The organism is uncultured Massilia sp. (assembly GCF_913773735.1).
In the GTDB taxonomy this organism is placed as follows: Bacteria; Pseudomonadota; Gammaproteobacteria; order Burkholderiales; family Burkholderiaceae_D; genus Telluria.
The window spans coordinates 275916-302562 of sequence record NZ_CAJYEB010000010.1; the positions used below are offsets into that span (position 1 = coordinate 275916).

The following is a 26647-nucleotide window of genomic DNA, read 5'->3' on the forward strand; positions in this document are numbered from 1 at the left end:
GCCGCGCCTTCCCGGCGCTTCCTCGTGGGCGCCGGTATTCTTTAGTAATCCAGCACTATCTCAGTAGCATCGGCGCTCCATGAAATGTCCGTTCTGTCAGCATGACGACACCCAGGTCCTCGATACCCGCGTATCGGAGGTGGGGGACGCCATCAAGCGCCGCCGCCGCTGCGTGCAGTGCGACAAGCGCTTCACCACCTACGAGCGCATCGAACTGTCGATGCCGATCATCGTCAAGAAGAACGGCAGCCGGACCGAATTCGAATCCTCCAAGCTGCGCGGCAGCCTCATGCTGGCGCTGCGCAAGCGGCCCGTGGCGGCCGAGGCCATCGACCGCGCCGTCGCCTCGATCGAGGAAAAGCTGCTCACCAGCGGCCGCCGCGAAGTCGATACCGGCTACGTGGGCGAACTGGTGATGCAGGAACTCAAGCGCCTCGACGAAATCGCCTACATCCGCTTTGCCTCCGTGTACAAGAACTTCGCCGACCTGGCGGAATTCCAGGAAGCCATTGCGGAAGTCGGGCAGCCGCGCAAGTAACGTTCGTTAGTCCATCTCGTCCCCATCCGGGTTGCATCGGCACGCTTGAGCGAGCGCATGGCCGAGCCTGGCCTCGCTGCTACCTTCGCATCTCATGCGCAACGGATGCGGGAGGCAAGGCATGCTTGGCAGCAAGGGTTTCACGCTGGTGGAAGTATTGGTGGCCCTGTTCGTGCTCGCGCTGGGCATCGCCGGCGCGGCCGGGTTGCAGACGCTCGCCGTGCGCACGGGCCAGGAGGCGGCGCGCCTGGCGGACGGCGCGCAGCTGCTGGCCGCGCTGGCCGAGCGCATGCAGGCCAACCGCGCCGCGATGGCGCTGGACGCCGCCGCCAATCCCTACCTCGAACTCGACTATGACGCCGCCGCGGGACCGCCGCCGGCCGCCACGCTGTGCTACGGCGGCGCCGCCTGCGATGCCGCGCAACTGGCCCGCTTCGACCTGTTCGAGGTGGCGCAGGCGGTGGCGGCGCGCTATGCCGGCGGGCGCATCCAGGTCTGCCGCGACGCCGATGCCGCCCCCGGCTGGACCTGCGCGGGCGGACCCGGGGCGCCGCTGGTCGCGCGCCTGGGCTGGCGCGAGGCCGGCGACGGCGGCCGGGACGGCGTCGCTCCCAAGCTGAGGCTGGTGCTGGCGGGAGCCGCGCCATGACGCGCATGCGCCTGCCCGCGCGCCGCGCCGGCGGCATGACGCTGGTCGAGATGCTGGTGGCGCTGGCCGTCGGCCTGGGCGTGCTGCTGGGCGCCGGCCGCCTGCTGGCGCACGCCAACGCCACGTACGCGGCGCAGATGGAGATGGCGGCGGTCGACGACGGCGGGCGCTACGCCCTCGAACTGGTCGGGCGCGCGCTGCGCCAGGCCGCGGCCGTCGATCCCGAGGCGTTGCTGGGTCCTGCCGCGCCGGAGACCTTGCCGGCGCGTCTCGCCGGACTCGACGCCAGCTCGGTCGGCCGCACCTCGCCCGGCATCGATGCGCCCCTGCCGGATGCCGCCAACGGCAGCGACGTGCTGGCCGTGCGCTTCCCCGGCGCCGGCCCGGCGCCGGACGGCGACGGCAGCACCGTCAGCTGCGCCGGCTTCACGGTCGCCCGGGGCGAGGAGGGCTGGAGCGTCTTCCACGTGGCGCGCAACGCCGACGGCGAGGCGGAGCTGCGCTGCAAGTACCGCGGCGCGGCCAACTGGAGCGCGGATGCCGTCGTGGCCGGCGTCGACGGCTTCCAGCTGCTGTACGGCATCGATACCGACGAACCGCGCGACGGCGTGCCCAACCGCTACGTGAACGCCGCCGCGATCCGCGCGCTGGACGACGCCCTCGGGGCCGCCGACGCGCAGGACCTGAACCGGCGCACCTGGTGGAAGCGCGTCGCCAGCGTGCGCGTCGCGCTGCTGCTGCACGGCGCGCGCGCCACCCGCGCGCAGCCGGGCAGCGCCGACTTCGCGCTGTTCGGGGCCGCCCATGCCGGGGCCGAGGGCGACGACGACGCCGGCACGGTGCTGCACGAAGCGACGATGCCGGCCGACCTGCGGCGGCGCGAGCGGCGCCTGTTCACGACGACGGTCGCGCTGCCGGCTGCCTTGCCATGAGCGTCCCGCCTCCCTCTGCGCCGCCGCGCCCGCCGCGTCCGCGACGCTTGCTCCCGCTGCCACGCCGGCCGCGTGCGCGCGCCCAGCGCGGCGTGGCGCTGGTCTGCGCGCTGCTGTTGCTGGCGGCGGCGATGGTGATCGGCGTCGCGGTCGTGCGCGGCGCGTTCGCTCTGCTGGCCTCGGCGCGCAACGAAGGCGACCGCATCGCGGCGCGCGCCATGGCCGGGGCGGCGCTGCGCGATGCCGAGCGCGACATCGCAGGCGCCGCGGCGACGGCGCGGGCGGCGTGGTTCGACCCGGCGGGCGGCGGCGACTTTCCCGGCGGCTGCGGCAGCGGCGCCACCGACCTGGGCCTGTGCCGCGCGGCGTCGCCGCCCGCCTGGCAGCGCGTCGACCTGGCCGCGGCCGACCCGGGCGCGCTGGTGCCGTACGGCCGCTTCAGCGGCGCCGTGCTGCCGGTGGGCAGCGACACCCTGCCGGCGCGGCTGCCGCGCTACCTGATCGAGAAGCTGGAGCCGGCCGGCGCCGATGCCGCGCACGGCAGCTTCTACCGCATCACCGCCATCGGCTTCGGGATGCGCGCGTCCACCTGGGTCGTACTGCAGGCGCTGTACCGCAAGCCGCGGCCGGCGCCGCCGGACGGACACGCGGGCGAGCACGCGGGCGAGGGCGCCGGCGCAGGCGGTCCCGGCCAGGACGCCTCCGGCGGGGGGGACGCCGGACCGCCTGCGGGGCAGGGGCCGGCGCAGGAACCGGAACAGTCACCGGCGCAGGCACCGGCACAAGCCCCTCCGGCGGCACCGGACCACCAGCCCGCGGACCCGCCCCGCACGCTGCCCGCCGGCCGCATCGGCTGGCGCGAAATCGCCAACTGGCCCGAACTGCACGCCCGCGCCAACCAATGACCGCCACCGTGAGGCTCACCATGAAACCATGTCGCGTCACCACCGGATTCACGCTGCTCGAAGTGTTGATCGTGCTCGCTATCGTATCGATCCTGGTGTCGATCGCCTACCCGACCTATGCCGGCTACATCGTGCGCACGCGCCGCACCGAGGGGCAGGTGGCCCTGATCGAGGCGATGCAGAAGCAGGAGCGCTACCGCGCCCAGCACAACCGCTACGTCGCGTTCTCGGCCGGCGCATCGGCCGAGGGCGACGGCGACGATGCCGGCGGCTTCGCCTGGTGGTCCGGGCACGATGCCGCGTCCAGCGCCTACGAGCTCGATGCGCGCGCCTGTCCGGACATGGCGATCGACGACTGCGTCGAGCTGCGCGCGCGGCCGGGCACGGAACGCGTGGACCGGCGCTTCCGCGACCCCGAATGCGGCGCGCTGACGCTGGACAGCCTGGGGCGCCAGGGGGCGCAGGGCGTGCGGGCCGACGGCGCGAGCTGCTGGCCATGAGGCGCCTGCCCTCGCGCGGCGGCGCCGGCTTCGCGCTGCCCGAGCTGCTCGTCGTGCTGGCCATCGCCGCCGTCCTGCTCGGCATCGCCGCGCCGGACTTGCGCGCGCTGGTGCGCACGCTGCAGCTCAAGGCTGCCGCCGGCGACCTGTTCGGCGCGATCAACCTGGCGCGTGCGCAGGCGCTGGCGCGCGGCCGCCAGGTCAAGCTGATGCCGCTCGATCCGGCGGGACGGGACTGGAGCCGCGGCTGGATCGTGTTCCAGGACAGCGACGGCGACGGCCAGCCCGGCGCGGGCGACGAACCGATCGCCCGGCACGGGCCGCTGGCGCCGGGGCTGGCCGTCGTCTTCGCCTTCACGAGCCCAGCGCCGCCTTACTATATCGCCTACAATGGCGCCGGGCGCAGCTGCAGCGAGACCAATAGCGCGGCGGCGCGCTGGGGCACGCTGTCGCTGTTCCATGGCGACGGCATCCGCCGTATTAAAATCAATATGCTGGGGCGGGCGCGCGTCTGCGATCCGGCGCGCGACGACACCTGCGAGGGCGCGGCCGCGCCTCCGTGATGCTGCGTTCCCCACGAGGCAGCGCCGCACCGGCACAGGAAGCGAGGAACCGGAACACACCGTGCAGATCAAGAGCGATACCGAAGGCATGGCGCTGGCCCTGGAATGGGCGGCGAAGGGCATGTACATCACCGCGCCGAACCCGCGCATCGGCTGCGTGATCGTGCGCGACGGCGCCGTCATCGGCGCCGGCCACACCCAGCCGGCCGGGCAGGCGCATGCCGAGATCCAGGCGCTGCGCGACGCCCAGGCGCGCGGCAACGACGTGCGCGGCGCCACCGCCTACGTGACGCTGGAGCCGTGCAGCCACTACGGCCGCACGCCGCCGTGCTCTAACGCGCTGGTGCAGGCCGGCCTGGGGCGCGTGGTGGCCGCGATGGTCGATCCGAATCCGCTGGTGGCGGGACGCGGGCTGGCGCAGCTGGAGGCGGCCGGCATCGACGTCGCCTCCGGCGTGCTGGCCGAGGAGGCCCACGAGCTGAACATCGGCTTCTTCCGGCGCATGCGCCATGGCCGCCCCTGGGTGCGCCTCAAGACGGCCGCCAGCCTGGACGGCGCCACCGCGCTGGACGATGGCGAGAGCCAGTGGATCACCAGCGCGCAGGCGCGCGCCGACGGGCATGCCTGGCGCGCCCGCGCGAGCGCCATCCTCACCGGCATCGGCACCGTCAGGCAGGACGATCCGCAACTGACGGCGCGCGGCGTCGATACGCCGCTGCAGCCGCGCCGCGTGATCGTCGACAGCCGCCTCGACATCGATCCCGGCGCGCGCATCCTGCGGGGCGAGCCGTGCTGGATCGTGGCCGCCGTCGCCGGTACCGCCAAGGAAGCGGCGCTGCGCGCGGCCGGCCACGAGGTCATCGTGCTGCCCAACGCCGCCGGCAAGGTCGACCTGCCGGCGCTGATGCTGGAGCTGGGCCGGCGCGAGATCAACGAGTTGCACGTGGAGGCCGGCGCCAGGCTGAACGCCTCGCTGGTGCGCGAAGGCTGCGTGGACGAGCTGCTGGTCTACCTAGCGCCCAGCCTGGTCGGGCCGGGGCAGGGCATGTTCGCGCTGCCGCCGCTGGCGCGCCTGGCCGACAAGCGCCAGCTGCGCTTCCATGGCGTGGCCCAGGTCGGGCCGGACCTGCGCATCCTGGCGCGCTTCGCTCACGACCATGCCGAATAAAAACCCTACGGATCATTCATCGAGCACCGAATAACGACCTCAACCGAACACAAGGAAGGAACCTCAAGCCATGTTTACTGGAATCGTCGCTGCCGTCGGCAGCATCAAGTCGGTCGCGCCGCTCGCGGGCGGCGCGGACGCCGGCGTGCGCCTCGAGATCGATGCCGGCGGCCTGCCGCTGGCCGACGTCGCCCTGGGCGACTCGATCGCCATCAACGGCGCCTGCATGACCGTCGTCGAGAAGACCGCCGATGCGTTCGCCGTCGACGTCTCGCGCGAGAGCCTGAACCGCACCGTCGGGCTGGACCAGCCGGGCGAAGTCAATCTCGAGAAGGCGCTGACGCTGGCCGAGCGCCTGGGCGGGCACCTGGTGTCGGGCCACGTCGACGGCCTGGGCAGCGTGCACGCCTTCGAGCAGGTGGGCGAGTCGTACAAGCTGGTCGTCGATGCGCCCCATGAGCTGGGCAAGTTCCTGGCCTACAAGGGATCGGTGGTCGTCAATGGCGTGTCGCTGACCGTCAACAGCGTCGAGGACGTGGCCGCCGATGGCGCCGCAGCCGCCTGCTGCCGCTTCTCGATCAACCTGATCCCGCACACGATCGCCGTCACCACGCTCAAGCACCTGCACGCGGGCGCCCGCGTGAACCTGGAAATCGACCTGATCGCGCGCTACGTCGAGCGCATGCTGGGCGCGGCCAAGGCCTGACCGGCAACGCCGTCGTCCCGGCGCAGGAGGCTGTCGCAAAAGGCGCATGGCCGTGCACGCACTGACGTGCACGTCGTCCCGGCGGAGGCCGGGACCCAATGCGCATGCAGTGCGACGGCGCATGCAGCATTGGACCCCGGCCTGCGCCGGGGCGACGTGCTGGCAGAGCACGCACCCGCAAAACAACCGTGTCCCCTCATCCATTTGACGTAGACTGCCCGCTGGCAATTCCGGCCGCATGGCGGCGCCCGCGCGCGCCTGTCTCGACGGCGGCGTCGCCCGACATCACAACGACGATACCAAGAGGTAAGCGACATGACCCAACGACACCCCACGGCGCTCGCACGCGCCGCCACCCTGGCCGCGCTGCTGGCCGCAGCCGGCGCCGCGACGGCCGATCCCGCCGGCTTGCGCAGCTACCGCGCGCTGGCGATCTCGGCCGATGGCGAGCGCATCGCGGCGATCGAGACCGTCGACGGCGAACCCAAGGCGGGACCGCGCGTCGTCGTCCGTGCGCGCAGCGACGGCGCCATCGCCGCCACCTACCAGCTGGCCGAATGCGCCGCCTGCCGCCTGGATGCGCCCAGCTGGTCGCCCGACCAGGCAGCGCTGGCCGTGATCGGCAGCGATCCGCAAGCCGGTACCGCCACCGTCTACCTGCTGCGCGACGGCCGGATGACGGCGCTCGCGAGCGTCAAGGGCGTCGCCAGCACGGTGCGCTGGTCGCCGGACGGGCGCCAGCTGGCGTTCCTCGCCACCGTCGGCGCCAGGAAGCTCACCGGCGCCGTCGAGGCGGGAGCGCGCCAGGTCGGCGAGATCGGCCTGGCCCAGGAAGAGGATGCGCAGCGCGTGGCCGTCGTGCCGGCGGCGGGCGGCGCGGTGCGGCTGGTGTCCCCGGCCGACACCTTCGTCTACGAATACGACTGGACGCCGGACGGCAAGGGTTTCGTCGTCACCAGCGCCAGGGGCAACGGCGACAACAACTGGTGGGTCGCGACGCTGGGCCACGTCGATGCGGCCAGCGGCGCGCTGCGCGTGCTGGCGGCGCCGAAGATGCAGATGAACATGCCGCATGTGTCGCCGGACGGCCGCACGGTCGCCTTCATCGGCGGCCTGATGAGCGATTTCGGCTCGGTCGGCGGCGACGTCTACACGGTGCCGTTCGCGGGCGGCCAGCCGGTCGACGTCACGCCGGGCTACAAGGGGACGTTCAACGGCATCGCCTGGCGCGGCAAGGAATTGCTGGCGTCGGTGCTGGCCGGCGCCGACGCCGGCGTGGCCGCGATCGACCCGGCCGCGCGCAGCACGCGCCTGCTGTGGAAGGGGCCGGTGACGGCGACGGCCTCGCGCGACGGCCGCTTCGTGTTCAGCGCCGACGGCAAGGTCGCGGCCTCCGTGCACGAGGATTTCGGCAGTGCGCCGCGCATCGTCGCCGGCCGCCTGCCTGCGCTGGCGCCCGTCACGCGCGACAACGCACACTTCGCGCCGGCGCTGTCGGCGCGCAGCGTGGCCTGGACCAACGAGGGCCATGACGTGCAGGGCTGGCTGGTCGGCCCCGCCCGGGTCGAGCCGGGCAAGACCTACCCGATGATCGTGCAGGTGCACGGCGGCCCGGCGGCGGCGGTGACGCCGCGCTACGTGGCGGCCGGCGGTACCGGCAACCTGCTGCGCGACCTGGTGGACGAAGGGTATTTCGTGTTCATGCCGAATCCGCGCGGCAGCTTCGGCCAGGGCAGCGCCTTCACCAGCGCCAACCGGCGCGACTTCGGCGGCGGCGACTGGCGCGACATCCTGGCGGGCGTCGACGCGGCCCTGAAGGCGGCGCCGATCGACGGCGCGCGCCTGGGCCTGATGGGCCATTCCTACGGCGGCTTCATGACGATGTGGGGCGTGACGCACAGCACCCGCTTCAAGGCCGCCGTCGCCGGCGCCGGCATCGCCAACTGGATCAGCTACTACGGCCAGAACGGCATCGACCAGTGGATGGTGCCGTTCTTCGGCGCCACCATGTACGACGATCCGGCCGTGTACCGCGCCGCCTCGCCGATCGAGTCGATCAAGGCCGCCCGGACGCCGACCTTCATCTACGTGGGCGAGCGCGACGTCGAATGCCCGCCGGCGCAGTCGCTGGAATTCTGGCACGGGCTGAAGGCGATGGGCGTGCCCACCTCGCTGGTGATCTACGCCGACGAGGGGCACTCGCTGCGCAAGCCGGAGCACCAGCGCGACCTGCGGGCGCGCGAAATCGGATGGTTCAACAAGTATTTGAAGTAACGTGAAGGGGTGGTGCGCACGGGGTGCGCACCCTACGGCGCTGGCTCGATGCGAACGTCACGCGTGGGCACCCCGTGCCCACCAAGCGCCGGCATGACATCGCGGCGTCATTTCGGCGCCGCCGGCGCCTCCGGATTCAGCACCACCTGCACGTAATTCTGCGGATCGAGGTAGCGCTGCGCCGCCTCCCGCACGTCGTGCACCGACAGCGCCGCGACTTCCTTGTCCAGCGTGAGGACGGTGGACGGGTCGGTCCCCTCGGTCAACGAGGTCTGCAGCACCGCCAGCCAGTAGCCGTTCTCCTGCAGCGACTTGCGGTAGGTCTGCATCCAGTTCGCCTTGATCTTGTCCAGGTCGGCCTGGTCCGGGCCGCGCGCGCGCATGCGCTCGATCTCGGCGAAGGTCGTGTCGACCACCTTGCCGACGTTCTGCGGGCCGGTCGGCAGCGTCACGCCGACCGTGTAGTGCGGGTAGGGCAGGCGCGTCATCGAGCCTTCCATGCCGCCGCCGTAGATCAGGCCCAGCTTCTCGCGCAGCACGTCGATGATGCGCAGGTTCATCAGCTCCGTCAGCGCCGACAGGCGCAGTTCCTCGTGCTCGTCGACGTCGGCGGCGCCGGTGAAGGTCAGCGATACCGTGCTGCGTTCTTCCGAGCCGCTGTTCACCACGCGCTTGACCACGCCGCGCACCGGGCGCACGCCCAGGTCGCGGTAGGCGGTCGGCAGCGGCGGCGTCGGCAGGCTGCCCAGGTAGGTCGCCAGCAGCGGCTTGATGGCGGCCACGTCGAAGCTGCCGACGAAGATGAAGGTCAGGTCGCGCGCGCTGGAAAAGCGCTCGCGGTAGATGGCGATCGCGCGGTCCAGGTCGATGCGCGTGACGTCGTCCGGGCGCAGCGCGCGCGGCGCGCGCGGGTTGTTGTCGTACAGCGTGGCCAGCACGGTGTCGCCGAACTGCGCGCCCGGCTGCGCCAGGCGGTTGCGCGCCAGTTCCATCTGCTTGCCGATGAACGATTTATACAGATCCTCGTCGCGGCGCACGCCGGCGAACTTCAGCCATACCATCTGCAGCATCGTCTCGACGTCGGTGGCGCCGGCGGTGCCGGCCACGACGTCGGTGTGGCTGCCCAGGCCCGCGCTGACGGCGGCCGCCTTGCCGGCCAGGATCTTGCGCAGGTCGAGCGGCGAAAAGTCCTTCAGGCCCATCGAGGCGACGATGGCGTCGGCATAGCGCGCATTGAAGATGTCACGCTCGTCGAACAGGCTCTGGCCGCCGAAGCGGGCGGCGCTCATCAGCACCTGGTCGTTGCGGAACGTGGTGGGCTTGAGGATCACCTTGACGCCGTTCGACAGCGCCAGGCGGGTCAGGCCGAGGCGCTCGTCGTGCGTCTCCCCGACGATGCGTCCCGGCGCCGGCGGCTTGTCCAGCAGGCGCGCGGCGACGGCCTTCTCGGCGTCGTTCGCCTGCACGTCGAGGCGCTCGGCGCGGGCGACGGCGGCCAGCAGCTCGTCGCCGCTCGGGATCGCGGCGCCGTCCTTCTCCGCGCCCTGGGCCGGGCCGGTGTAGACCACCAGCTTGCCCGAATCGGCCGGGATGGTGCGGCGCGCATAGGCGTTGATCTCGTCCAGCGTGATGCCCGGCACCAGTTCGCTGACGTAGCGGTACTCGGCATCGATGCCGGGGATCGCCTCGCCTTCGAGGAAGTGGCGCATGTATTCGGACGCGTAGACGGCCGAATCGGTCTTGTCGCGCTCGTTCCAGGCCCGTTCGTAGGTGCGCAGCAGGGTCTTCTTGACGCGCTCCAGTTCCTGCGCGCCGAAGCCGAACTTGCGGGCGCGCTCGTTTTCCTGCACCAGCGCGTCGATGGCGGCCGGGGCGCCGTTCTCGCCCAGCGCCGCGGTCGCGTTCCAGGAGCGGTAGCGCGGGGTCAGGCGCGACAGCGCGCTGCTGGCCGCCATGAACGGCGGCGTCGGCAGCTGCGCCAGTTCCGCCAGGCGCTGGTTCAGCATGCCCGAGAACAGGCTCTCGACCAGCTGCTCGCGGTAGCCGCCGATGGTGGCGCGCTCGCGGTAGGGCAGCACCGGATAGCGGATCAGGATCGAGGCCGGCCCCGCTTCCTTGTCGGTGACGACCAGCGCCTCGGTGCCGGCGCGCGGCGGGATCGCGGCGTACTCGCGCGGGCGCGCCGGCGCCGGGTTCTTCAGGCCGGCGAAGTGGCGCTTGACCAGTTGCTCGATGTGGGCCGGATCGACGTCGCCGACGGCGACCACGGCCATCAGGTCGGGCCGGTACCAGTCGCGGTAGAAGCGGCGCAGCGCGTCGGGACGGAAGTTGCGGATCACGTCTTCCTGGCCGATCGGCAGGCGCTCGGCGTAGCGCGAGCCATTGTAGATCTTCGGCATCAGGACTTTCTGCATGCGGTCGCCGGCGCCCTTGCCGAGGCGCAGCTCCTCCAGGATGATGTCGCGCTCCTTGTCGATGTCGGCGTCGTTCAGCGTCAGGCCGTGGGCCCAGTCTTCCAGCACCAGGAAGGCCTTGTCCAGTTCCTGCCGGCCCGCGACCGGGACCGGCAGGATGTACACGGTTTCGTCGAACGAAGTGTAGGCGTTCAGGTCGGCGCCGAACTTCACGCCGATCGACTGCAGGTAGGACACCAGTTCGTGCTTCTTGAAATGCGTCGAGCCGTTGAACGCCATGTGCTCGGTGAAGTGGGCCAGGCCGCGCTGGTCCTCGTCCTCCAGGATCGAGCCGGCCTTGACGACCAGGCGCAGCTCGAGCTTGCGCTCCGGCTTGCGGTTCTGCTGGATGTAATAGGTGAGGCCGTTCGGCAGCTTGCCGACCCGGACCAGGGGGCCGACCGGCAGCGGATCGTCGAGCCTCAGCGCGGCGGCACCCGCCAGGCCGCTGGCGCACAGGATGAGGAACAGGACGATCGACTGGGTGAAACGGGCGAAACGATGAGTCATGCGGAGGATGTCCGGTTGAGGCAGGAAACACCCATTCTACATGGCAAGTTAGTCGACACAATGGTAGAAAACCATGACCGTGCCCCTGCAGCGCGGACCGCGTCGTTGTCGAAGTGCAACGAAGATCCCCGCCAAAAGGCGGTTCGGGGCGGCCGGCGGCCGGCGGATGGCCCGGGGAGGCAGTGAAATGCTGGCAAATCCATTAAAATAACGGATTTGGCGCGCCCCGCCGCCCCGTTTCGAGGAACCCACATGCCCATCTCCACCACCCAGGAAATCGTCGAAGAACTGCGCGCCGGGCGCATGGTCATCCTGGTCGACGAAGAAGACCGCGAGAACGAGGGCGACCTGGTGCTCGCCGCCGAGCACGTCACGCCCGAGGCGATCAACTTCATGATCCGTCACGCGCGCGGGCTGGTCTGCCTGACCCTGGCCGAGGAGATCTGCGACCGCCTGGAACTGCCGATGATGACGACCCGCAACGGCACCTCGTTCGGCACCAATTTCACGGTGTCGATCGAGGCCGCCGAAGGCGTCACCACCGGTATCTCGGCGGCCGACCGCGCGCGCACGATCCAGGTGGCGGTGGCCAAGGACGCGAAGCCGGAAGACCTGGTGCAGCCGGGCCACATCTTCCCGCTGCGCGCGGTCAAGGGCGGCGTGCTGATGCGCGCAGGCCATACCGAGGCGGGCTGCGACCTGACCGAGATGGCGGGCCTGACCCCGGCGTCCGTCATCTGCGAGATCATCAAGGAAGACGGCACCATGGCGCGCCTGCCCGACCTGCTCGCCTTTGCCGAGGAACACGGCCTGAAGATCGGCACCATCGCCGACCTGATCCATTACCGCAGCCAGACCGAGACGCTGGTCGAGCGCGTTGCCGAGCGCACGCTGGCGACCGCCCACGGCGAATTCCAGCTGATCGCCTTCCGCGACCAGCCGAGCGGCTCGGCCCACCTGGCGCTGGTGCACGGCACGCCGTCCGAGGAGCGCGAGGCGCTGGTGCGCGTGCACCAGCCGGTGTCGATCCTGGACGTGCTCGATACCGCGTGCACCTCGCACTCGTGGAACCTGGCGGCGGCGATGGACACGGTCAAGCGCGCCGAGGCCGGCGTGATCGTCCTGCTCAATGCCGGCGAGACCGCGGCCGAGCTGTTCGAACGCTTCGAGGCGATGGACAAGCCGGCCAGCCGCCCGGCCGGGCGCGCGGCCAACCTCGACCTGCGCACCTACGGCATCGGCGCGCAGATCCTGCGCCAGCTCGGCGTGCGCAAGATGAAGCTGCTGGCCAACCCGCGCAAGATGCCGTCGATGACCGGCTTCGACCTGGAGGTCACGGGCTACCTGGCGCGCCCGGAGGCGTGACGCGCGATCCACACACGGGGTACCGCGCCGCACGGCGAACGCGGTACCATTGACGTATCCATCCACATTCAACGTAGCAAGAGAACAAGAGGCAGCCATGACGGTAGGAACTTTTGAAAGCAATCTGGCAGGCGAAGGCCTGCGCATCGGGATCGTGCAGGCGCGTTTCAACGCGGACGTCGGGCACGGCCTGCTGTCGGCATGCCTGGCAGAACTGAAACATCTCGGCGTGGCCGACGAGGACATCCTGCACGTGACCGTACCGGGCGCCCTCGAAGTCCCGCTGGCCCTGCAGAAGATGGCCGAGACCCAGCAGTTCGACGCGCTGGTCGCGCTGGGCGCCGTCATCCGCGGCGAGACCTATCACTTCGAACTGGTGTCGAACGAATCCGGCGCCGGCATCACCCGCGTGGGCCTGGACTATGGCATGCCGATCGCCAACGCGATCCTGACCACCGAAAACGACGAGCAGGCCGAGGCCCGCATGGCCGAAAAGGGCACCGATGCCGCGCGCGTCGCGGTCGAGATGGCCAATCTGCTGCTGGGCCTGGAAGAACTGCAGGCCGAGGAAGACTGAAAGCAAGGCAAGGAACATGACTGAAAAAACTACGCACGCCAACCCGAACAAGAACCGCACGCCGCGTCACCGCGCGCGCGAGTTCGCCCTGCAGGGTTTGTACCAATGGCTGCTGAACAATGAGCCGGCGGCCACGATCATCGCCAACATCCGTACCGCGCACGGTTTCGACAAGGCCGACAGCGAATACTTCAAGGAGTTGCTGCACGGCGCGATCGCCCAGTCGGTCGAGCTGCGCGAGCTGCTGGCGCCGACCGTCGACCGTCCGGTCGCCGAACTGTCGCCGATCGAGCACGCGGTGCTGTTGCTGGGCGCCTATGAGCTGAAGAACCAGCTCGAAATCCCGTACCGCGTCGTCATCAACGAAGCGGTCGAGCTGACCAAGTCCTTCGGCGGCATCGACGGCCATAAGTACGTGAACGGCGTGCTCGACCGCCTGGTCGGCAGGCTGCGCCCGGACGAGGCGGGCGCGGACGCGAAGCGCTGATCGTTTTACCCTCTATATATAGAGAGAGGCCGCGCCGGGGAACCGGGGCGGCCTTTTTGTTTGTCCTGCGGTCCAGGTGCATGACCTGTCGCTGCGGCGCAGGCTGGGGCGGACTGCGCATGTGGCGTCGAAACGCGGGAACCATCGGGCCCCCGGCACGCGCCGGGGTGACGGGGCGCCAAAAAGAAAGCCACCGCGGCTCCCGCCAACGGTGGCTTTCGACCAGGAAGGGGTGTTACAGCCCGGCGACGGTCTCGCCGTTCTGGCTGTTGCCGTGCGCCGTCTCGGCGGCATCGGCCTTCGGCGCGGGCGCCGATTTCTGGGCCAGCGTCGCGGCCGGCGCGACCGGGGCCGCAGGGGCGGTGTAGATCGGCACGTTCTTGCCGCGCGCGACCTGCTTCAGGCGGTTGTACTCGGCCATGACCTTGTTGCCGTAGCCGGAATCGTCGTCGAAGGCGCCGGCGCCGACGTAGGTCTTGAGGCCGCCCTCGACGGAACCGGTGCGGGTCACGTAATCCTTCAGGATCTGGGCGCCGACGCGGATGTTGGCGACCGGATTCAGGGCAGCCTGCTTGCCGCCGACTTCCTCGAACTTGTCGCTGTGGACCTTCGACATCACCTGCATCAGGCCCTGCGCGCCCATCGGGCTTTCCGCGAACGGATTCAGGCCCGATTCGATGGCCATCACGGCCAGGATCAGCAGCGGGTCGAGCTTGATCTCGTGGGCCGTGTTGTAGGCGGTCGTCACCAGCATGTTGGCGGCGTCGCCGGCTACGCGGTAGCGCCGCGACAGCCAGTCGGTCACGTACTTCTGCTGGCGCGTGACGCGGTGCGTCTTGTCGTCGTTGGCGACTTCGACGGCGTGGGCCGCGGCGGCCTGCGGCCGTGCGGGAGCGGCCGCCACGACAGCGGGAGCTGCCTGTTGCGGGCTCAGGAAATCCGACACGCGCTTGGCGAAGTCGGGGCGGAGGTACAGCAGCGCCATCATGGCGACTGCGGAAATGCCGAATACGGTCATCGTATGTTTTGCGGTGGTAAAGACACCGCGCGCCGTTTTGATCACGGAAGACCACGTGATGGGCTGGCTGGCCGCCTGTTGGACGAGCCTTGCGCTCGTACCGATGAAGCGATGGATCATCGTCTCTCCTTTGTCGCGGAAAAAGCGTTCCCATTGCGGCGCGCGAAGCGCTGCAGTCATGGACATACTCATGCCGTGCATCAGAAAACCGTCCGTCGCCGCTCGTTGCGGTCGACTAACGCCGTCGTTGCTTGCTACAGCTGGGCCGCGCTGCGATGGAGGCGCCCAGTGGCTAACAAGTTCTCGGGGGAGGTTGGGCAGACGCCCAGGGAAACACTCCTTAAAATGTCGCTGGGGCCCCGTCCCCGTGAAAGAATGAGACCGGCTAAAATCACGTTCTGGACGGGCCTGTCTCACTAAGTAGGCGGATTGTAGGGGCGCGTTTATACCAAGTCAATACTAGCACGCCTGTTCTTTATTACTTTCAGATCTAAAGTAAGCCTCGGGGCTCATCAATTCTTTGGCAAATCAATCACTTGCCGCTGATTGTTAGCCAACCTCAAAAGATGTAAAAAAGAATTAAAAACGCGATGAACTACTCTGATTTACGCGATTTCCTTGCTAAGTTGCAAGAAATCGGTGACTTCAAGCGCATATCGGTGCCCATTTCCCCGAATCTCGAGATGACGGAGGTCTGCGACCGCACGCTGCGCGCCGGCGGACCGGCCCTGCTGTTCGAAAAGCCCACCGGCCACACCATCCCGGTGCTCGCCAACCTGTTCGGCACGCCGCGCCGGGTGGCGCTGGGCATGGGTGCCGACGACGTCGGCGAGCTGCGTCGCATCGGCCACGTGCTGGCGCGCCTCAAGGAGCCCGAGCCGCCCAAGGGATTGCGCGACATCATGGACATGGGCTCGCTCGTCAAGGCCGTGTGGGACATGGCGCCCAAGGAAATCAAGGGCGCGCCCTGCCAGGAAATCGTTTGGGAAGGGCAGGACGTGGACCTGGGCCGCCTGCCGATCCAGCATTGCTGGCCGGGCGACATCGCGCCGCTGATCACCTGGGGCCTGGTCATCACCAAGGGGCCGAACAAGAAACGCCAGAACCTGGGCATCTACCGCCAGCAGGTGCTGGGGCCGAACAAGGTCATCATGCGCTGGCTGGCGCACCGCGGCGGCGCGCTCGATTTCCGCGAGCACTGCATCGCCAACCCGGGCCAGCCGTATCCGGTGGCCGTGGCGCTGGGCGCCGATCCGGCCACCATCCTGGGCGCGGTGACGCCGGTGCCGGACACGCTGTCCGAATACCAGTTCGCCGGGCTGCTGCGCGGCCAGCGCACGACGCTCACCAAGGCTATCGGCAGCGAGCTGCGCGTGCCGGCATCCGCCGAGATCGTGCTGGAAGGCCATATCTATCCGGACCAGAGCCATCCGACCGGCTTCGAGCATGCGCTGGAAGGCCCGTACGGCGACCACACCGGCTACTACAACGAGCAGGACTGGTTCCCGGTGTTCACCATCGACCGCATCACGATGCGGCGCGACCCGATCTACCACTCCACCTATACCGGCAAGCCGCCCGACGAGCCGGCCGTGCTGGGCGTGGCGCTGAACGAGGTGTTCATCCCGCTGCTGCAGAAGCAGTTCAGCGAGATCACCGACTTCTACCTGCCGCCGGAAGGTTGCAGCTACCGCATGGCGGTGGTGCAGATGAAGAAGCAGTACGCCGGCCACGCCAAGCGCGTGATGTTCGGCGTGTGGAGCTTCCTGCGCCAGTTCATGTACACCAAGTTCATCGTCGTGGTGGACGAGGACGTCGACGTGCGCGACTGGAAGGAAGTGATCTGGGCGATCACGACCCGCGTCGACCCGACGCGCGACACGGTGCTGGTCGACAATACGCCGATCGACTACCTCGACTTCGCGTCGCCGGTCAGCGGCCTGGGCAGCAAGATGGGCATCGACGCCACCAACAAGTGGCCGGGCGAGACCGACCGCGAGTGGGGCACGCCGATCGTGATGACGCCGGAGGTCAAGGCGCGCGTGGACGGGATCTGGCAGCAGCTGGGACTGTAGCGCGCGGGCGGTGCGCGTGCCGCGCCGTTCGACACCGGGGGCAGGGCCCATTGGACATCGACACCGGGCCCTGACCCCTGCCGCATACACATATATATAGGGCATACATAGCGCGGCGACAAAGCCGTTTGCCTGCCCCTCCCGCGTCGGGTATAATGCGAGCTGGCGGGCCCCTGCGCATTGTGGCATGGTTTACCTGGTCAGGTCGGGAACGAAGCAGCCAAAGCCGTTCACCGCAAGTGCCGCAGATCAGGCTCGCCTCTTTCGTTGTTCCCGTATTCCTCGCCGTCCTCGTCTTTCCGCCTCCCGTTTCCCTCTCGTTTCCATTTCGTCGTCGATGGCCCTCCAGGGCACGCTTCGTTGCGCCCGCGTGTTGCGCCGCCATCCCGCAGCGTCGTGTCCGCCGGACATGGAGTATTGGCCCTGCGCCCCCGGTCTACGGTAAAATCGCGGTATGTCCTATCAAGTCCTCGCCCGCAAATACCGTCCCCGGAACTTCGAAACGCTGGTCGGCCAGGAGCACGTCGTCCGTGCCCTGACCCATGCACTGCGCACCGGGCGGCTGCACCACGCCTACCTGTTCACCGGCACGCGCGGGGTGGGCAAGACGACGCTGTCGCGCATCCTGGCCAAGTCGCTCAACTGTACCGGGCCGGACGGGCAGGGCGGCATCACCGCCGAACCCTGCGGCCAGTGCGAAGCCTGCCGCGCGATCGACGCCGGCCGCTTCGTCGACTACATCGAGATGGACGCCGCCTCCAACCGCGGCGTCGACGAGATGGCGCAACTGCTCGAGCAGGCGGTCTATGCGCCCAGCAACGCACGCTACAAGGTCTACATGATCGACGAGGTGCACATGCTGACCAACCACGCCTTCAACGCCATGCTGAAGACGCTGGAAGAACCGCCCGAGCACGTGAAATTCATCCTCGCGACCACCGACCCGCAAAAGATCCCGGTGACGGTGCTGTCGCGCTGCCTGCAGTTCAACCTCAAGCAGATGCCGCCGGGCCATATCGTCGGGCACCTGGAAAACATCCTCGGCCAGGAAGGCGTGACCTTCGAGCAGCCGGCGCTGCGCCTGCTGGCGCAGGGCGCGCACGGGTCGATGCGCGATGCGCTGTCGCTGACCGACCAGGCCATCGCCTACGCCGCCGGCGCCGTCACGCTCGACGCCGTGCAGGGCATGCTGGGCGCGCTCGACCAGTCCTACCTCGTGCGCCTGCTCGACGCGCTGGCGCAGCAGGACGGCGCCGACCTGATGGCGGTGGCGGACGAGATGGCCAGCCGCAGCCTGTCGTACAACGGCGCGCTGCAGGACCTCGGCACGCTGCTGCACCGTATCGCGCTGGCGCAGACCGTGCCGACGGCCGTGCCGCAGGACCTCCCCGAACTGGCCGACATCCAGCGCCTGGCGCTCGCCTTCGATCCGCAGGAAGTGCAGCTGTACTACCAGATCGCCGTGCACGGCCGCAACGAGATCGGCCTCGCGCCGGACGAGTACGCCGGCTTCACGATGACGCTGCTGCGCATGCTGGCCTTCCGTCCGGGGCAGGGCGGCGCCGAGCCAGCCGGCACCCCGGCGCCGGGCGCGCTGGCGCGCCCGCTGCCGCAGGCCCAGGCGGTCCGCCCGGCCGCGGCGCCGGCGCCGTCCGCACCGGTCTCCCAGGCGCCGGCGCGTCCGGCGGCCGGGCCGGCTGCCGCCCATGGCCACGGCGCACCGGCCGGAGCGCCCGCTCCCGCTTCCGCAGCCGGCGGCGGCGCCCCGGCCATGAGCCTGGCCCGCGCCTCGATCAATGCCGCGCTGGAAGCGGCGCGCGCCGCCTCGCGCGGCGGCAGCGGCGGCGTCGCCAAGCGTCCGCCGCCGGCCGATGCCTCCGCCGCGCCCGCGGCGCCGGTGCCGGCGCCGTCCCCCGCATCCATCCCCGGGCCGCAGGCGAGCGCCGCCCCGGCCCGTCCCGCCGCCGCGTCGACGGCGCCGTGGGATGCGGCGCCGGGCGCCGGCACGCAGGCGCAGGCCCGCGCGCAGGCGCCGGCGCCGGCGCAGCAGCCCGCGGGCCGCGCGCAGCCGGGCGCCGTGGCGCGGCAGGCGCCGCAGGCCCATGAACAGACCGTGGCCGACGATGAGCCGCCGTCCTGGGTCACCGAATTTTCCGACGATACCGCCGTCGCCGCGCCGGCCGCCGACGCCCCCGCGCTGGCGCCGCCGCCGGCGCGCGTGGCCGCGTCGAGCGTCGCGCCGTATCCCTACGTCGTCACGCCGGTGGCGCAGCTCGGCTGGGACGGCAACTGGCCCGCGCTGGCCGCCTCGCTGCCGCTGCGCGGCGTGGCCCAGCAGCTCGCGTTCCAGACCGAACTGGTGGAGTGCCGGGCCGACGCCGGCGCCGCCACCTTCCGCCTGCGCGTGCCGGTCGACACGCTGCGCGCCAGCGGCAACAGCGAGAAACTGTGCGCGGCGCTGCAGGAATGCTTCCCGTCCGTGCGCGTGAACGTCGACACCGAGATCGCGCCGGTCTGGTACACCGCCAGCGCGGAAGCGAAGGCGCGCCGCGAGCGGCTGCAGCGCGAGGCCGAGGCGACCGTCGAGGCCGACCCGTTCGTGCAGGAGATGGCGCGCACCTTCGACGCGTTCGTGGTGCCCGGCTCGGTGCGGCCGATCGCGACCTGATCGGGCGCTGCAGACGACCCGGCCCGCTTTTCGAATCCCTTTCGTTTCACCCGACCCATTGGAGAACACACCATGATGAAGAACCAGCTCGCAGGCATGATGAAGCAGGTACAGGCCATGCAGGACAACATGAAGAAGGCGCAAGACCAGCTGGCCCTCATCGAAGTCGAAGGCCAGTCCGGCGCCGGCCTGGTCAAGGTCGTCATGACCTGCAAGAACGACGTCAAGCGCGTCACGATCGACCCGTCGCTGCTGGGCGACGACCGCGACATGCTGGAAGACCTGGTCGCCGCCGCGTTCAACGACGCGATCCGCAAGGCCGAGGCGACCACCCAGGAAAAGATGAGCGGCCTGACCGCCGGCCTGCCGATCCCGCCGGGCTTCAAGATGCCGTTCTGAGACGCCTGCAGCATCCGCGCCGGCGCGTGCCGGCGCCGTCCCTGCCGCCGCATCCCTGGTGCCCGGGGCAGGGGCGCCGATTCCTTTCACCGGAGCCATCATGTCCAAATCGCTCGACTTCCTGACCGAGGCCCTGCGCCGCCTGCCGGGCGTCGGACCGAAGTCGGCGCAGCGCATGGCCTTCCACCTGCTGCAGCACGACCGCGAAGGCGCGGCCATGCTGTCGCGCGCGCTGTACCAGGCCGTCGACTCGGTGCACCACTGCGCCATGTGCAATACCTTTTCCGAGACCGAGGTCTGCGAACTGTGCGCGGACGAGGAGCGCGACCGCGCGCTGCTGTGCGTGGTCGAGACGCCGGCGGACCAGATCATGATCGAGCAGACCCTGACCTACAAGGGCCTGTACTTCGTGCTGATGGGCAGGCTGTCGCCGCTGGACGGCATCGGTCCGCGCGACCTGCATCTCGAAAAACTGGTCAACCGCGCCAACGACGGCCAGGTCGCCGAAGTGGTGTTGGCGACCAATTTCACCAACGAGGGCGAGGCGACCGCCCACTACATCAGCGAGATGCTGAAGGCGCGCGGGCTGAAGGTCAGCCGGCTGGCGCGCGGCGTACCGGTGGGGGGCGAACTCGAGTACGTGGACGCCGGCACCATCGCGCGCGCCATGCTGGACAGACGCAGTGCATAATGGGCCTCCCGTGAGGGTGGCGGCTCCAGCTTTGACGGTGCGCAAAGTGGACGCGGCATGTCCGCTGCTATCGTGGGGATACTTTGACCGGACCCCAGCATGCACCTCGTCGACATCACCATGTTCTATGCCGCGGAAGGCGGCGGCGTCAGCACCTACCTGAACGCCAAGGCGCACTGGCTGTCGCGTCGCAGCCGCGTGCGTCACACGATCATGAGCCCCAACGTCGAGACCTGCGGCGCGCACGTGCCCGCGCTGGTGCGCATCCCGGCGGCCGGGCTGCCCGGCTTCCATGGCTTTCGCATGCCGCTGTCGGTGGCGGGGCCCGCGCGCCTGCTGGCGTCGGCCCATCCCGACCTCGTGGAAGCCGGCGACGCCGGGCATTGCGCCTGGGCCGCGCTGCGCATGCGCGACCGCCACGACGTCCCCGCCGTCGCCTTCTACCACTCCGACCTGCCGCGCCTCGTGCAGCCGCGCCTGGGCAGCCTGGCCGCGCGCGGCACCTGCAACTACCTCGCCCGGCTGTACCGCCAGTTCGACCTGGTGCTGGCGCCCAGCCGCGCCATGGTGCAGCAGCTCGACGCCATCGGCGTGCATGGCGCCGTGCACCAGCCGCTCGGCATCGACAGCACCGTGTTCCGCCCGCGCCAGCGCGACGACGCGCTGCGCCGGCGCCTCGGCCTGGAGCCCGGCGTGCGCCTGCTCGTGTACGCGGGCCGCTTCACGCCCGAGAAAAAGCTCGACGTGCTGGTGCGCGCCATGCGCCGCCTGGGCCCGCGCTACCACCTGCTGCTGGTGGGGTCGGGCACGGCGCCGGCGTCGGCGCCCAACGTCACGCGCCTGCCGTTCGAGCGCGACCAGCGCCGCCTGGCGCGCCTGCTGGCCGGCTGCGACATGCTGGTGCACCCGGGCGACCGCGAAACCTTCGGCCTGATCGTGCTCGAAGCGATGGCCTGCGGCCTGCCGGTGGTGGGCGTCAACGGCGGCGGCATCGCGGAACTGGTCGATGCCGACACCGGCCTGCTGGCCGAACCGGACAGCGTCGACAGCTTCGCCGGCGCCATCGAGGCGCTGTACCAGCGCGACATGGCGCGCATGGGCACCGCGGCGCGGCGCAAGGCCGCCGAACGCTACGACTGGAACGAAATCCTGCCGCAGGTGCTGGGGCGCTACGACGGCCTGCTGTCGCGCCGCGCCCATGCGGCGCCCGACCCGGAGCGTGCCTGTGCCGTCGACTGACATCCCCGACCAGCGCGTCGCCGAGCCGGCGAGCGCGGCTGCCCCCGCGCCGATGCTGTGCGTGTCGATCCACGACGTGGCCCCGGCCACCTGGGCCGACTGCCTGCGCCTCGTGCAGGCCGTGCGCGAGGTGGCGGACATTCCGCTGACCTGGCTGGTCGTGCCGCACTACCACTTCCGGCCCGAGCGCTCGGCGGCCATGGAAGCTTGCCTGGACGTGGTGCTGGAGCGCGGCGACGAGCTGGCGCTGCACGGCTACAGCCATCTCGACACCGAGGCCAACGGCGGCGGCCTGCGTGGCCGCTTCCTGCGCAACGTCTACACGCGCCGCGAGGGCGAGTTCGCCGCGCTGGACGAGGCCGAGGCGCGGCGCCGGCTGGAACTGGGCCGCGCCTGGTTCGCGGAACGCGGTTGGACGCCGTCCGGCTTCGTCCCTCCGGCCTGGCTGCTGGGCAAGGGCGCCTGGCGCGCGCTGCGCGCATCGGGTTTCGCCTACACCAGCACCTTCAGCCATTTCCACTGCCTGCCGGGCGCGGACGGGGACGGCGCCGGCACGGGCGGGCGCGCCGTGCTGTCGCCATCGCTGGTCTATGCCGCGCGCAACCGCGGCGGGCGCCTGCTGTCCCCGCGCATCGCCGACGCCACGGCGGCCATGCTGGCGAACGCGCCGCTGGTGCGCTTCGGCCTGCATCCGCCGGATGCGCGCTACCCGGAACTGGTGCGGCACACGCAGCGCGTGCTCGAACGCCTGCTCGAGCAGCGCGAGGCCGTGACCAAGCTGGCGTGCGCGCGGCGCCTGATGCAGCCGTCGCCGTCCGACGGCGCGGCGCGGGCGCCCGGCGAAGACGTCCTCGTGATCCGGACGGCGGCAGGCGAACCCGGGCCGGGCGTGGGCGGTACGCTGGCGGAGGCCGGGCGCGACGATGCCTTGCAGCCACACGATGCCGGCGCCAGCGCTGCTGGCGACCATGGCGGCATCGCGCCGGCGCGGGCCGATGCGGGTGCGCATGGTGCCGCCAGTGCCGGCGCCGGCGTCGATGCCGCTGGCGCGTGCGAGGGCGGGGTGGGGGCGCGTGCTGCCGGGGCAGGCGTAGTCGAAGCGCAAGTCGGGGACGAACGCGTGGCGGACGAACACGCCGCGGGCGTGCATGTTGCGGACGCGCATGTCGCCAACGCGCATGTCGCCAACGCGCATGTCGCCGACGCGGCGGTGCGCGTTGCAGGCACCGCAGGCATCGCAGACAGCGCCAGCGAGCATGCGCAAGCCGCGGCCGCGAACGTGTCGACCCGCGCGCACGCTGACGAGCCGGTGCACGCCAACGCGCGAGCGCAGGCCAACGATCAGGCGCAGGCCAGCCACCAGACGCAGCCCGACGAGCAGCTGCAGGCCAACGGGCAAGCGCACGCCGACGACCGAACGCGGGCCGGCAGCCCGGCGCACGCCGGCGACCGCACGCAAGCCCGCACCTACGCGCAGGCAAGTCGCGAGGCGCAAGCCGACGATCGGGCGCGGGCCGCCATCGCGGCCGATGCCACCGCCGACCTCACGGCGGACGCCACGGCGGGCCACCATCCGGCATCGTTACCCGACACGCGCCGTCCCGGCATCGACTTCGGCAACCGTCACTGCATCGTGCCGACGTTCGCGCGCCTGCCTGCTTCCGGCAGGCGCAGGGGCCGGGCCGGCTGGCCGGCTGCCGCCGGCGCTACCAGTACGGGCCCCACCAGCCGCCCGGCCAGCGGCCCATCCCCCAGCCGGCATGGTAGTACGGATCGGGACCGTAGCGCGGCAGGTCGTCCTTTGCGCTGAGGTTCAGCACGCAGTTGCGCCATGGATCGGACCCGGCGGCATAGCCGAGGCGCGTGCATGCCGGCCCGTACACCACCATCATGCGCTCGACCTGTGCCTGCACCTGGGCCGCCCGTTCCTGCGGCGTCGTGCATGCCGCCAGTGAGAGCAGGCCAGGCAAGAGCAGACCACGCAAGAGCAGGCCGGGCAGGCGCCGGCCGGGCAGCGGCGCAGGCGCCAGCACGCTTGCCGAGACAGGCCGCGCGAGCGCGGCAAGCGATCGCGACAGCAAAGGCTGCGGCTTCATCGGTCAGTCTCCTCGTACGGGGCGCACGGCATGTGCGCCTGTCATCAGGATAGGCAGGATCGCAGGACGCTTGCGACACTGGCTCAAATGCGGGCCGGGAACCGCATCGGGCAGGGACTGTCGCGTACTCGCCGAGACATGTTTTTTCTGGCAAGATGCGCCTTTTCGAAGGATGACGCGCATGCGAACACGCCGCTGGCTGACCTGGGGAACCCGCATGGCGCTGGCCGTTGCGGTCTTGCTGGCGCTGGCCGCGCTGGCCGCCTGGCTGTACCTGCGCGCCAGCCTGCCGCAGCTCGACGGCGCGCGCCGCGCACCGCTGCTGTCGGCGCCCGTGACCGTGGCGCGCGATGCCGACGGCGTCCCCACGCTCAGCGGCGCCAACCGGCTCGATCTCGCCTACGCCACCGGTTTCGTGCACGGGCAGGAGCGTTTCTTCCAGATGGACCTGCTGCGCCGCAGCGCCGCCGGCGAACTGGCCGAGCTGTTCGGCGCGCGCGCGCTGCCGCTCGACCGCGCGCACCGGCTGCACCGCTTCCGCGCCCGCGCCGAGCTGGCGCTGGGTCGCCTGGCGCCGGCCGAACGCGTCTTCATCGAACGCTACGCCGCCGGCGTCAACGACGGCCTAGGCGCGCTCGGCGCGCAGCCGTTCGAGTATGCGCTGACCGGCACCGCGCCGCGCCGCTGGCGTCCGGCCGATTCATTGCTGGTCGTGTGGGCGATGTATTTCGACCTGCAGGGCAACCAGGAACCGCGCGAGCTGGCGCGCGGCTGGCTCGCTGCCAACCTGGACGACGCCCAGCGCGCCTTCCTGCTGCCGGCTTCCAGCGCCTGGGATGCGCCGCTCGATGCACCCGCGATCGCCGCCGCCGCGCCGCCCCCGGTGCCCGCCACGGCCCCGTCCTGGTGGGGCCGCAAGGATGCCGTGCCGGCGCGCCAGGTGGCGGGCATCGGTTTCACCGACGCCGTCGGCAGCAACAATTTCGCCCTGGCCGGCAGCCGCAGCGCCAGCGGCGCGGCGATCGTCTCGGACGACATGCACCTGGGGCTGCAACTGCCGAACATCTGGTACCGGCTGGCGCTGCGCTTCACCGACGCGCAGGGAAGGGCGCGGCGCCTCGTCGGCGTCAGCCTGCCGGGCGCGCCGCCGCTCGTCATCGCGGGCAGCAACGGCCACGTGGCCTGGGGCTTCACCAACAGCTATGCCGACACGCTCGACCTGGTGCGCCTGGAGCGCGACGACGCCCATCCGGGCCAGCTGCGCCTGCCGTCCGGCTGGGAGACACCGGTAACGCACGTCGAGACCATCCTCGTCAAGGGCGAGACGGCGCAGCGCCTGGCGGTGCGCGAGACCAGCCTGGGGCCGGTGCGCGCGGCCGGCGACGCGGTGTATGCCGTGCACTGGGTCGCGCATGCGCCGGATGCGGTGAACCTGGAACACCTGAAGCTGGAGGCGGCGGTGACGCTGGACGAGGCGCTGGCCGCGGCCGCCGCGGACGGCATCCCGGCGCAGAACATCGTCCTGGGCGATGCGCGCGGCAACATCGCCTGGACCATCGCCGGCGCGCTGCCGCGCCGCGCGCAGGGAGGCGCGGCCGTCGCCTACCCGCTCGCTGCCGGCGGCGCCGTTCCCACCTGGGACGGCCTGCTGGCGCCGGACGCGCACCCGCGCATCGTCAACCCGGCGTCCGGCCTGCTGGTGACGGCCAACAGCCGCCAGCTCGCCGGCCCCGGCGCCGACGTGCTGGGCGACGGCGGCTTCGACCTCGGCGCGCGTGCCCGCCAGCTGCGCGACGGGCTGGCGGCGCTGCCCGCCGGGGCGGACGTCGGCGCGGCCTTCCGTACCGTGCTGGACGACCGCGCCCTGTACATCGACGGCTGGCGCCGGCGCGCGCTGGAGGCGCTCGATGCGCGCGCCGTCGCGGGCGATGCGCGGCGCGCCGAATTCGCGCGCCTGCTGCGCGACAGCTGGGACGGCCATGCCGGCACCGGCTCGGTCGGCTACCGCCTGGCGCAGCAGTACCGCTGGTCGTTGTACGAACTGCTGTTCGCCGGCGCCGATGCCGGCATGCGCCAGCTCGACCCGAAGGCGACCATGCTGGCGGCGACGTCGCGCTGGTCCGACGTCGTCGCGCGCCTGCTCGACGAGCGCCCGGCCGCCTGGCTGCCGCCCGGCTACGCGCGCTGGCAGGACCTGCAGCTGGCGGCCGTCGACCGCACGATCGCCGAGGTCACGAAGGACGGCACGCCGCTAGCGCAAGCCACCTGGGGGCGGCGCAACACGGCGGCGATCGCGCACCCGGTGGCGGCGGCGCTGCCACCGTTGCTGGGGCGCTGGCTGGCCGCACCGCCCGACCAACTTTCGGGCGACGGCAACATGCCGCGCGTGGCGGGGCCGAAATTCGGCCAGTCCGAACGCATGACGGTCTCGCCCGGACGCGAGGAGGAAGGACTGTTCGACATGCCCGGCGGGCAGAGCGGGCATCCGCTGTCGCCGTTCTTCCTGAAGGGGCACGCGGACTGGGTGGCGGGCACGCCGAAGCCGCTGTTGCCGGGGCCGGTGCGCCATGCGCTGATGCTGCAGCCCTGACCCGCAGCCCGGACCCCGCAGTCCTGACCCTGCGGCCGTTCGGCGCGCCGTGCGCAGCAGCCGGCCCGCGGCGGCCGGCGCCGCATGCGCACGCCCCGCTTTTCATGCCGATTCCTTTCAAAATCGTCGTTCGCCCGCGTTCTGGTCAGGCGGGGCAGCATTTGCCGCGCAAAATTATTTCCAGGCATACACTTTTACTTGTAAATAGATTATGCTCGGCGTCTTTATTCCGACCGTGCCGGAC

General features: G+C 70.8%; 22 protein-coding genes and 1 other RNA gene. 20 read left to right on the forward strand and 3 right to left on the reverse strand.

What is annotated here, in order from left to right:
• The first annotated feature begins 79 nt into the window (after positions 1 to 79).
• From nrdR to QZ749_RS04660, 9 genes are all read left to right on the forward strand, one after another.
• Positions 80 to 538 carry a transcriptional regulator NrdR gene (nrdR, locus tag QZ749_RS04620; protein WP_296943768.1) on the forward strand — a complete coding sequence of 153 codons (459 nt, stop codon included), beginning with the start codon at positions 80 to 82 and terminating at the stop codon, positions 536 to 538.
• A 121-nt stretch (positions 539 to 659) separates the two neighbouring features.
• Complete coding sequence (gene pilV, locus QZ749_RS04625; protein ID WP_296943770.1) at positions 660 to 1187, forward strand: type IV pilus modification protein PilV; 528 nt, start codon at positions 660 to 662, stop codon at positions 1185 to 1187.
• Entirely contained in the window at positions 1184 to 2119 is a 936-nt protein-coding gene (locus QZ749_RS04630; RefSeq protein ID WP_296943772.1) for a PilW family protein, read from the forward strand. Before pilV ends, QZ749_RS04630 begins: the two co-directional genes overlap by 4 nt.
• Positions 2120 to 2166: 47 nt before the next feature.
• Positions 2167 to 3024: a pilus assembly protein gene (locus QZ749_RS04635; protein ID WP_296943774.1), complete on the forward strand. Its 858-nt coding sequence runs from the start codon at positions 2167 to 2169 to the stop codon at positions 3022 to 3024.
• Between the two features lie 20 nt (positions 3025 to 3044).
• Positions 3045 to 3524, forward strand: a complete 480-nt coding sequence (locus QZ749_RS04640) for a type IV pilin protein (RefSeq protein ID WP_296943776.1) — start codon at positions 3045 to 3047, stop codon at positions 3522 to 3524.
• Entirely contained in the window at positions 3521 to 4087 is a 567-nt protein-coding gene (locus QZ749_RS04645) for a GspH/FimT family pseudopilin (protein WP_296943778.1), read from the forward strand. The genes QZ749_RS04640 and QZ749_RS04645 overlap by 4 nt, the downstream gene beginning before the upstream one ends.
• A 61-nt stretch (positions 4088 to 4148) precedes the next feature.
• The gene (ribD, locus tag QZ749_RS04650) at positions 4149 to 5255 is read left to right on the forward strand and encodes a bifunctional diaminohydroxyphosphoribosylaminopyrimidine deaminase/5-amino-6-(5-phosphoribosylamino)uracil reductase RibD (RefSeq protein ID WP_296943781.1); all 1107 of its coding nucleotides are present in this window, start codon (positions 4149 to 4151) and stop codon (positions 5253 to 5255) included.
• 70 nt (positions 5256 to 5325) lie between these two features.
• Positions 5326 to 5961, forward strand: coding sequence for a riboflavin synthase (locus QZ749_RS04655; RefSeq protein WP_296943783.1), 636 nt, complete (start codon positions 5326 to 5328; stop codon positions 5959 to 5961).
• A 315-nt stretch (positions 5962 to 6276) separates the two neighbouring features.
• Positions 6277 to 8235, forward strand: a complete 1959-nt coding sequence (locus QZ749_RS04660; protein WP_296943786.1) for a S9 family peptidase — start codon at positions 6277 to 6279, stop codon at positions 8233 to 8235.
• Between the two features lie 107 nt (positions 8236 to 8342).
• Here QZ749_RS04660 and QZ749_RS04665 read toward each other — a convergent pair whose 3' ends face one another.
• Positions 8343 to 11198, reverse strand: coding sequence for a pitrilysin family protein (locus tag QZ749_RS04665; RefSeq protein ID WP_296943787.1), 2856 nt, complete (start codon positions 11196 to 11198; stop codon positions 8343 to 8345).
• A gap of 252 nt (positions 11199 to 11450) precedes the next feature.
• Between QZ749_RS04665 and ribBA the strand changes: the two genes are divergently transcribed.
• The 3 genes from ribBA to nusB all read left to right on the forward strand — a co-directional run bounded on the left by ribBA (position 11451) and on the right by nusB (position 13627).
• Complete coding sequence (gene ribBA, locus QZ749_RS04670; protein WP_296943789.1) at positions 11451 to 12563, forward strand: bifunctional 3,4-dihydroxy-2-butanone-4-phosphate synthase/GTP cyclohydrolase II; 1113 nt, start codon at positions 11451 to 11453, stop codon at positions 12561 to 12563.
• A gap of 97 nt (positions 12564 to 12660) precedes the next feature.
• Positions 12661 to 13140: a 6,7-dimethyl-8-ribityllumazine synthase gene (gene ribH, locus QZ749_RS04675; protein WP_296943792.1), complete on the forward strand. Its 480-nt coding sequence runs from the start codon at positions 12661 to 12663 to the stop codon at positions 13138 to 13140.
• 16 nt (positions 13141 to 13156) lie between these two features.
• Positions 13157 to 13627 (forward strand): transcription antitermination factor NusB, encoded by a 471-nt coding sequence (gene nusB / locus QZ749_RS04680; protein ID WP_296943794.1) that lies wholly within the window; start codon positions 13157 to 13159, stop codon positions 13625 to 13627.
• 235 nt (positions 13628 to 13862) lie between these two features.
• Here the strand turns inward: nusB and QZ749_RS04685 are convergent, their stop codons facing one another.
• The gene (locus QZ749_RS04685) at positions 13863 to 14645 is read right to left on the reverse strand and encodes a transglycosylase SLT domain-containing protein (RefSeq protein ID WP_296943796.1); all 783 of its coding nucleotides are present in this window, start codon (positions 14643 to 14645) and stop codon (positions 13863 to 13865) included.
• A gap of 590 nt (positions 14646 to 15235) precedes the next feature.
• On the opposite strand from QZ749_RS04685, the gene ubiD reads away from it, so the two are divergent.
• The 7 genes from ubiD to QZ749_RS04720 all read left to right on the forward strand — a co-directional run bounded on the left by ubiD (position 15236) and on the right by QZ749_RS04720 (position 23527).
• Positions 15236 to 16720: a 4-hydroxy-3-polyprenylbenzoate decarboxylase gene (ubiD, locus tag QZ749_RS04690; RefSeq protein WP_296943798.1), complete on the forward strand. Its 1485-nt coding sequence runs from the start codon at positions 15236 to 15238 to the stop codon at positions 16718 to 16720.
• Positions 16721 to 16884: 164 nt separating this feature from the next.
• Positions 16885 to 16983: signal recognition particle sRNA small type (gene ffs, locus QZ749_RS04695), an RNA gene on the forward strand.
• Positions 16984 to 17174: 191 nt separating this feature from the next.
• Positions 17175 to 19388 carry a DNA polymerase III subunit gamma/tau gene (locus QZ749_RS04700; protein ID WP_296943801.1) on the forward strand — a complete coding sequence of 738 codons (2214 nt, stop codon included), beginning with the start codon at positions 17175 to 17177 and terminating at the stop codon, positions 19386 to 19388.
• 72 nt (positions 19389 to 19460) lie between these two features.
• A complete protein-coding gene (locus QZ749_RS04705) occupies positions 19461 to 19787 on the forward strand; it encodes a YbaB/EbfC family nucleoid-associated protein (RefSeq protein ID WP_296943804.1) in 327 nt (108 codons plus the stop codon).
• 100 nt (positions 19788 to 19887) lie between these two features.
• Positions 19888 to 20478 (forward strand): recombination mediator RecR, encoded by a 591-nt coding sequence (recR, locus tag QZ749_RS04710; protein WP_296943807.1) that lies wholly within the window; start codon positions 19888 to 19890, stop codon positions 20476 to 20478.
• Positions 20479 to 20577: 99 nt separating this feature from the next.
• Positions 20578 to 21717 (forward strand): glycosyltransferase, encoded by a 1140-nt coding sequence (locus tag QZ749_RS04715; protein WP_296943810.1) that lies wholly within the window; start codon positions 20578 to 20580, stop codon positions 21715 to 21717.
• Complete coding sequence (locus QZ749_RS04720) at positions 21704 to 23527, forward strand: polysaccharide deacetylase family protein (protein ID WP_296943812.1); 1824 nt, start codon at positions 21704 to 21706, stop codon at positions 23525 to 23527. Before QZ749_RS04715 ends, QZ749_RS04720 begins: the two co-directional genes overlap by 14 nt.
• Here the strand turns inward: QZ749_RS04720 and QZ749_RS04725 are convergent.
• Complete coding sequence (locus tag QZ749_RS04725) at positions 23424 to 23813, reverse strand: hypothetical protein (protein WP_296943814.1); 390 nt, start codon at positions 23811 to 23813, stop codon at positions 23424 to 23426. The two genes, QZ749_RS04720 and QZ749_RS04725, sit on opposite strands and share 104 nt — an antisense overlap.
• A 181-nt stretch (positions 23814 to 23994) precedes the next feature.
• Here QZ749_RS04725 and QZ749_RS04730 point away from each other — a divergent pair, with 181 nt between their 5' ends.
• Positions 23995 to 26403 carry a penicillin acylase family protein gene (locus tag QZ749_RS04730; protein WP_296943817.1) on the forward strand — a complete coding sequence of 803 codons (2409 nt, stop codon included), beginning with the start codon at positions 23995 to 23997 and terminating at the stop codon, positions 26401 to 26403.
• Positions 26404 to 26647: the final 244 nt, after the last annotated feature.

Coding starts and splice junctions, on each gene's coding strand:
- QZ749_RS04730 (WP_296943817.1), top strand. CDS start 23,995: ATGCGAACACGCCGCTGGCTGACCTGGGGAACCCGCATGGCGCTGGCC.
- QZ749_RS04655 (WP_296943783.1), top strand. CDS start 5,326: ATGTTTACTGGAATCGTCGCTGCCGTCGGCAGCATCAAGTCGGTCGCG.
- QZ749_RS04725 (WP_296943814.1), bottom strand. CDS start 23,813: ATGAAGCCGCAGCCTTTGCTGTCGCGATCGCTTGCCGCGCTCGCGCGG.
- QZ749_RS04665 (WP_296943787.1), bottom strand. CDS start 11,198: ATGACTCATCGTTTCGCCCGTTTCACCCAGTCGATCGTCCTGTTCCTC.
- QZ749_RS04700 (WP_296943801.1), top strand. CDS start 17,175: ATGTCCTATCAAGTCCTCGCCCGCAAATACCGTCCCCGGAACTTCGAA.
- QZ749_RS04715 (WP_296943810.1), top strand. CDS start 20,578: ATGCACCTCGTCGACATCACCATGTTCTATGCCGCGGAAGGCGGCGGC.
- nrdR (WP_296943768.1), top strand. CDS start 80: ATGAAATGTCCGTTCTGTCAGCATGACGACACCCAGGTCCTCGATACC.
- QZ749_RS04705 (WP_296943804.1), top strand. CDS start 19,461: ATGATGAAGAACCAGCTCGCAGGCATGATGAAGCAGGTACAGGCCATG.
- QZ749_RS04660 (WP_296943786.1), top strand. CDS start 6,277: ATGACCCAACGACACCCCACGGCGCTCGCACGCGCCGCCACCCTGGCC.
- QZ749_RS04630 (WP_296943772.1), top strand. CDS start 1,184: ATGACGCGCATGCGCCTGCCCGCGCGCCGCGCCGGCGGCATGACGCTG.
- ribBA (WP_296943789.1), top strand. CDS start 11,451: ATGCCCATCTCCACCACCCAGGAAATCGTCGAAGAACTGCGCGCCGGG.
- ribH (WP_296943792.1), top strand. CDS start 12,661: ATGACGGTAGGAACTTTTGAAAGCAATCTGGCAGGCGAAGGCCTGCGC.
- nusB (WP_296943794.1), top strand. CDS start 13,157: ATGACTGAAAAAACTACGCACGCCAACCCGAACAAGAACCGCACGCCG.
- QZ749_RS04640 (WP_296943776.1), top strand. CDS start 3,045: ATGAAACCATGTCGCGTCACCACCGGATTCACGCTGCTCGAAGTGTTG.
- recR (WP_296943807.1), top strand. CDS start 19,888: ATGTCCAAATCGCTCGACTTCCTGACCGAGGCCCTGCGCCGCCTGCCG.
- ubiD (WP_296943798.1), top strand. CDS start 15,236: ATGAACTACTCTGATTTACGCGATTTCCTTGCTAAGTTGCAAGAAATC.
- QZ749_RS04645 (WP_296943778.1), top strand. CDS start 3,521: ATGAGGCGCCTGCCCTCGCGCGGCGGCGCCGGCTTCGCGCTGCCCGAG.
- QZ749_RS04685 (WP_296943796.1), bottom strand. CDS start 14,645: ATGACCGTATTCGGCATTTCCGCAGTCGCCATGATGGCGCTGCTGTAC.
- pilV (WP_296943770.1), top strand. CDS start 660: ATGCTTGGCAGCAAGGGTTTCACGCTGGTGGAAGTATTGGTGGCCCTG.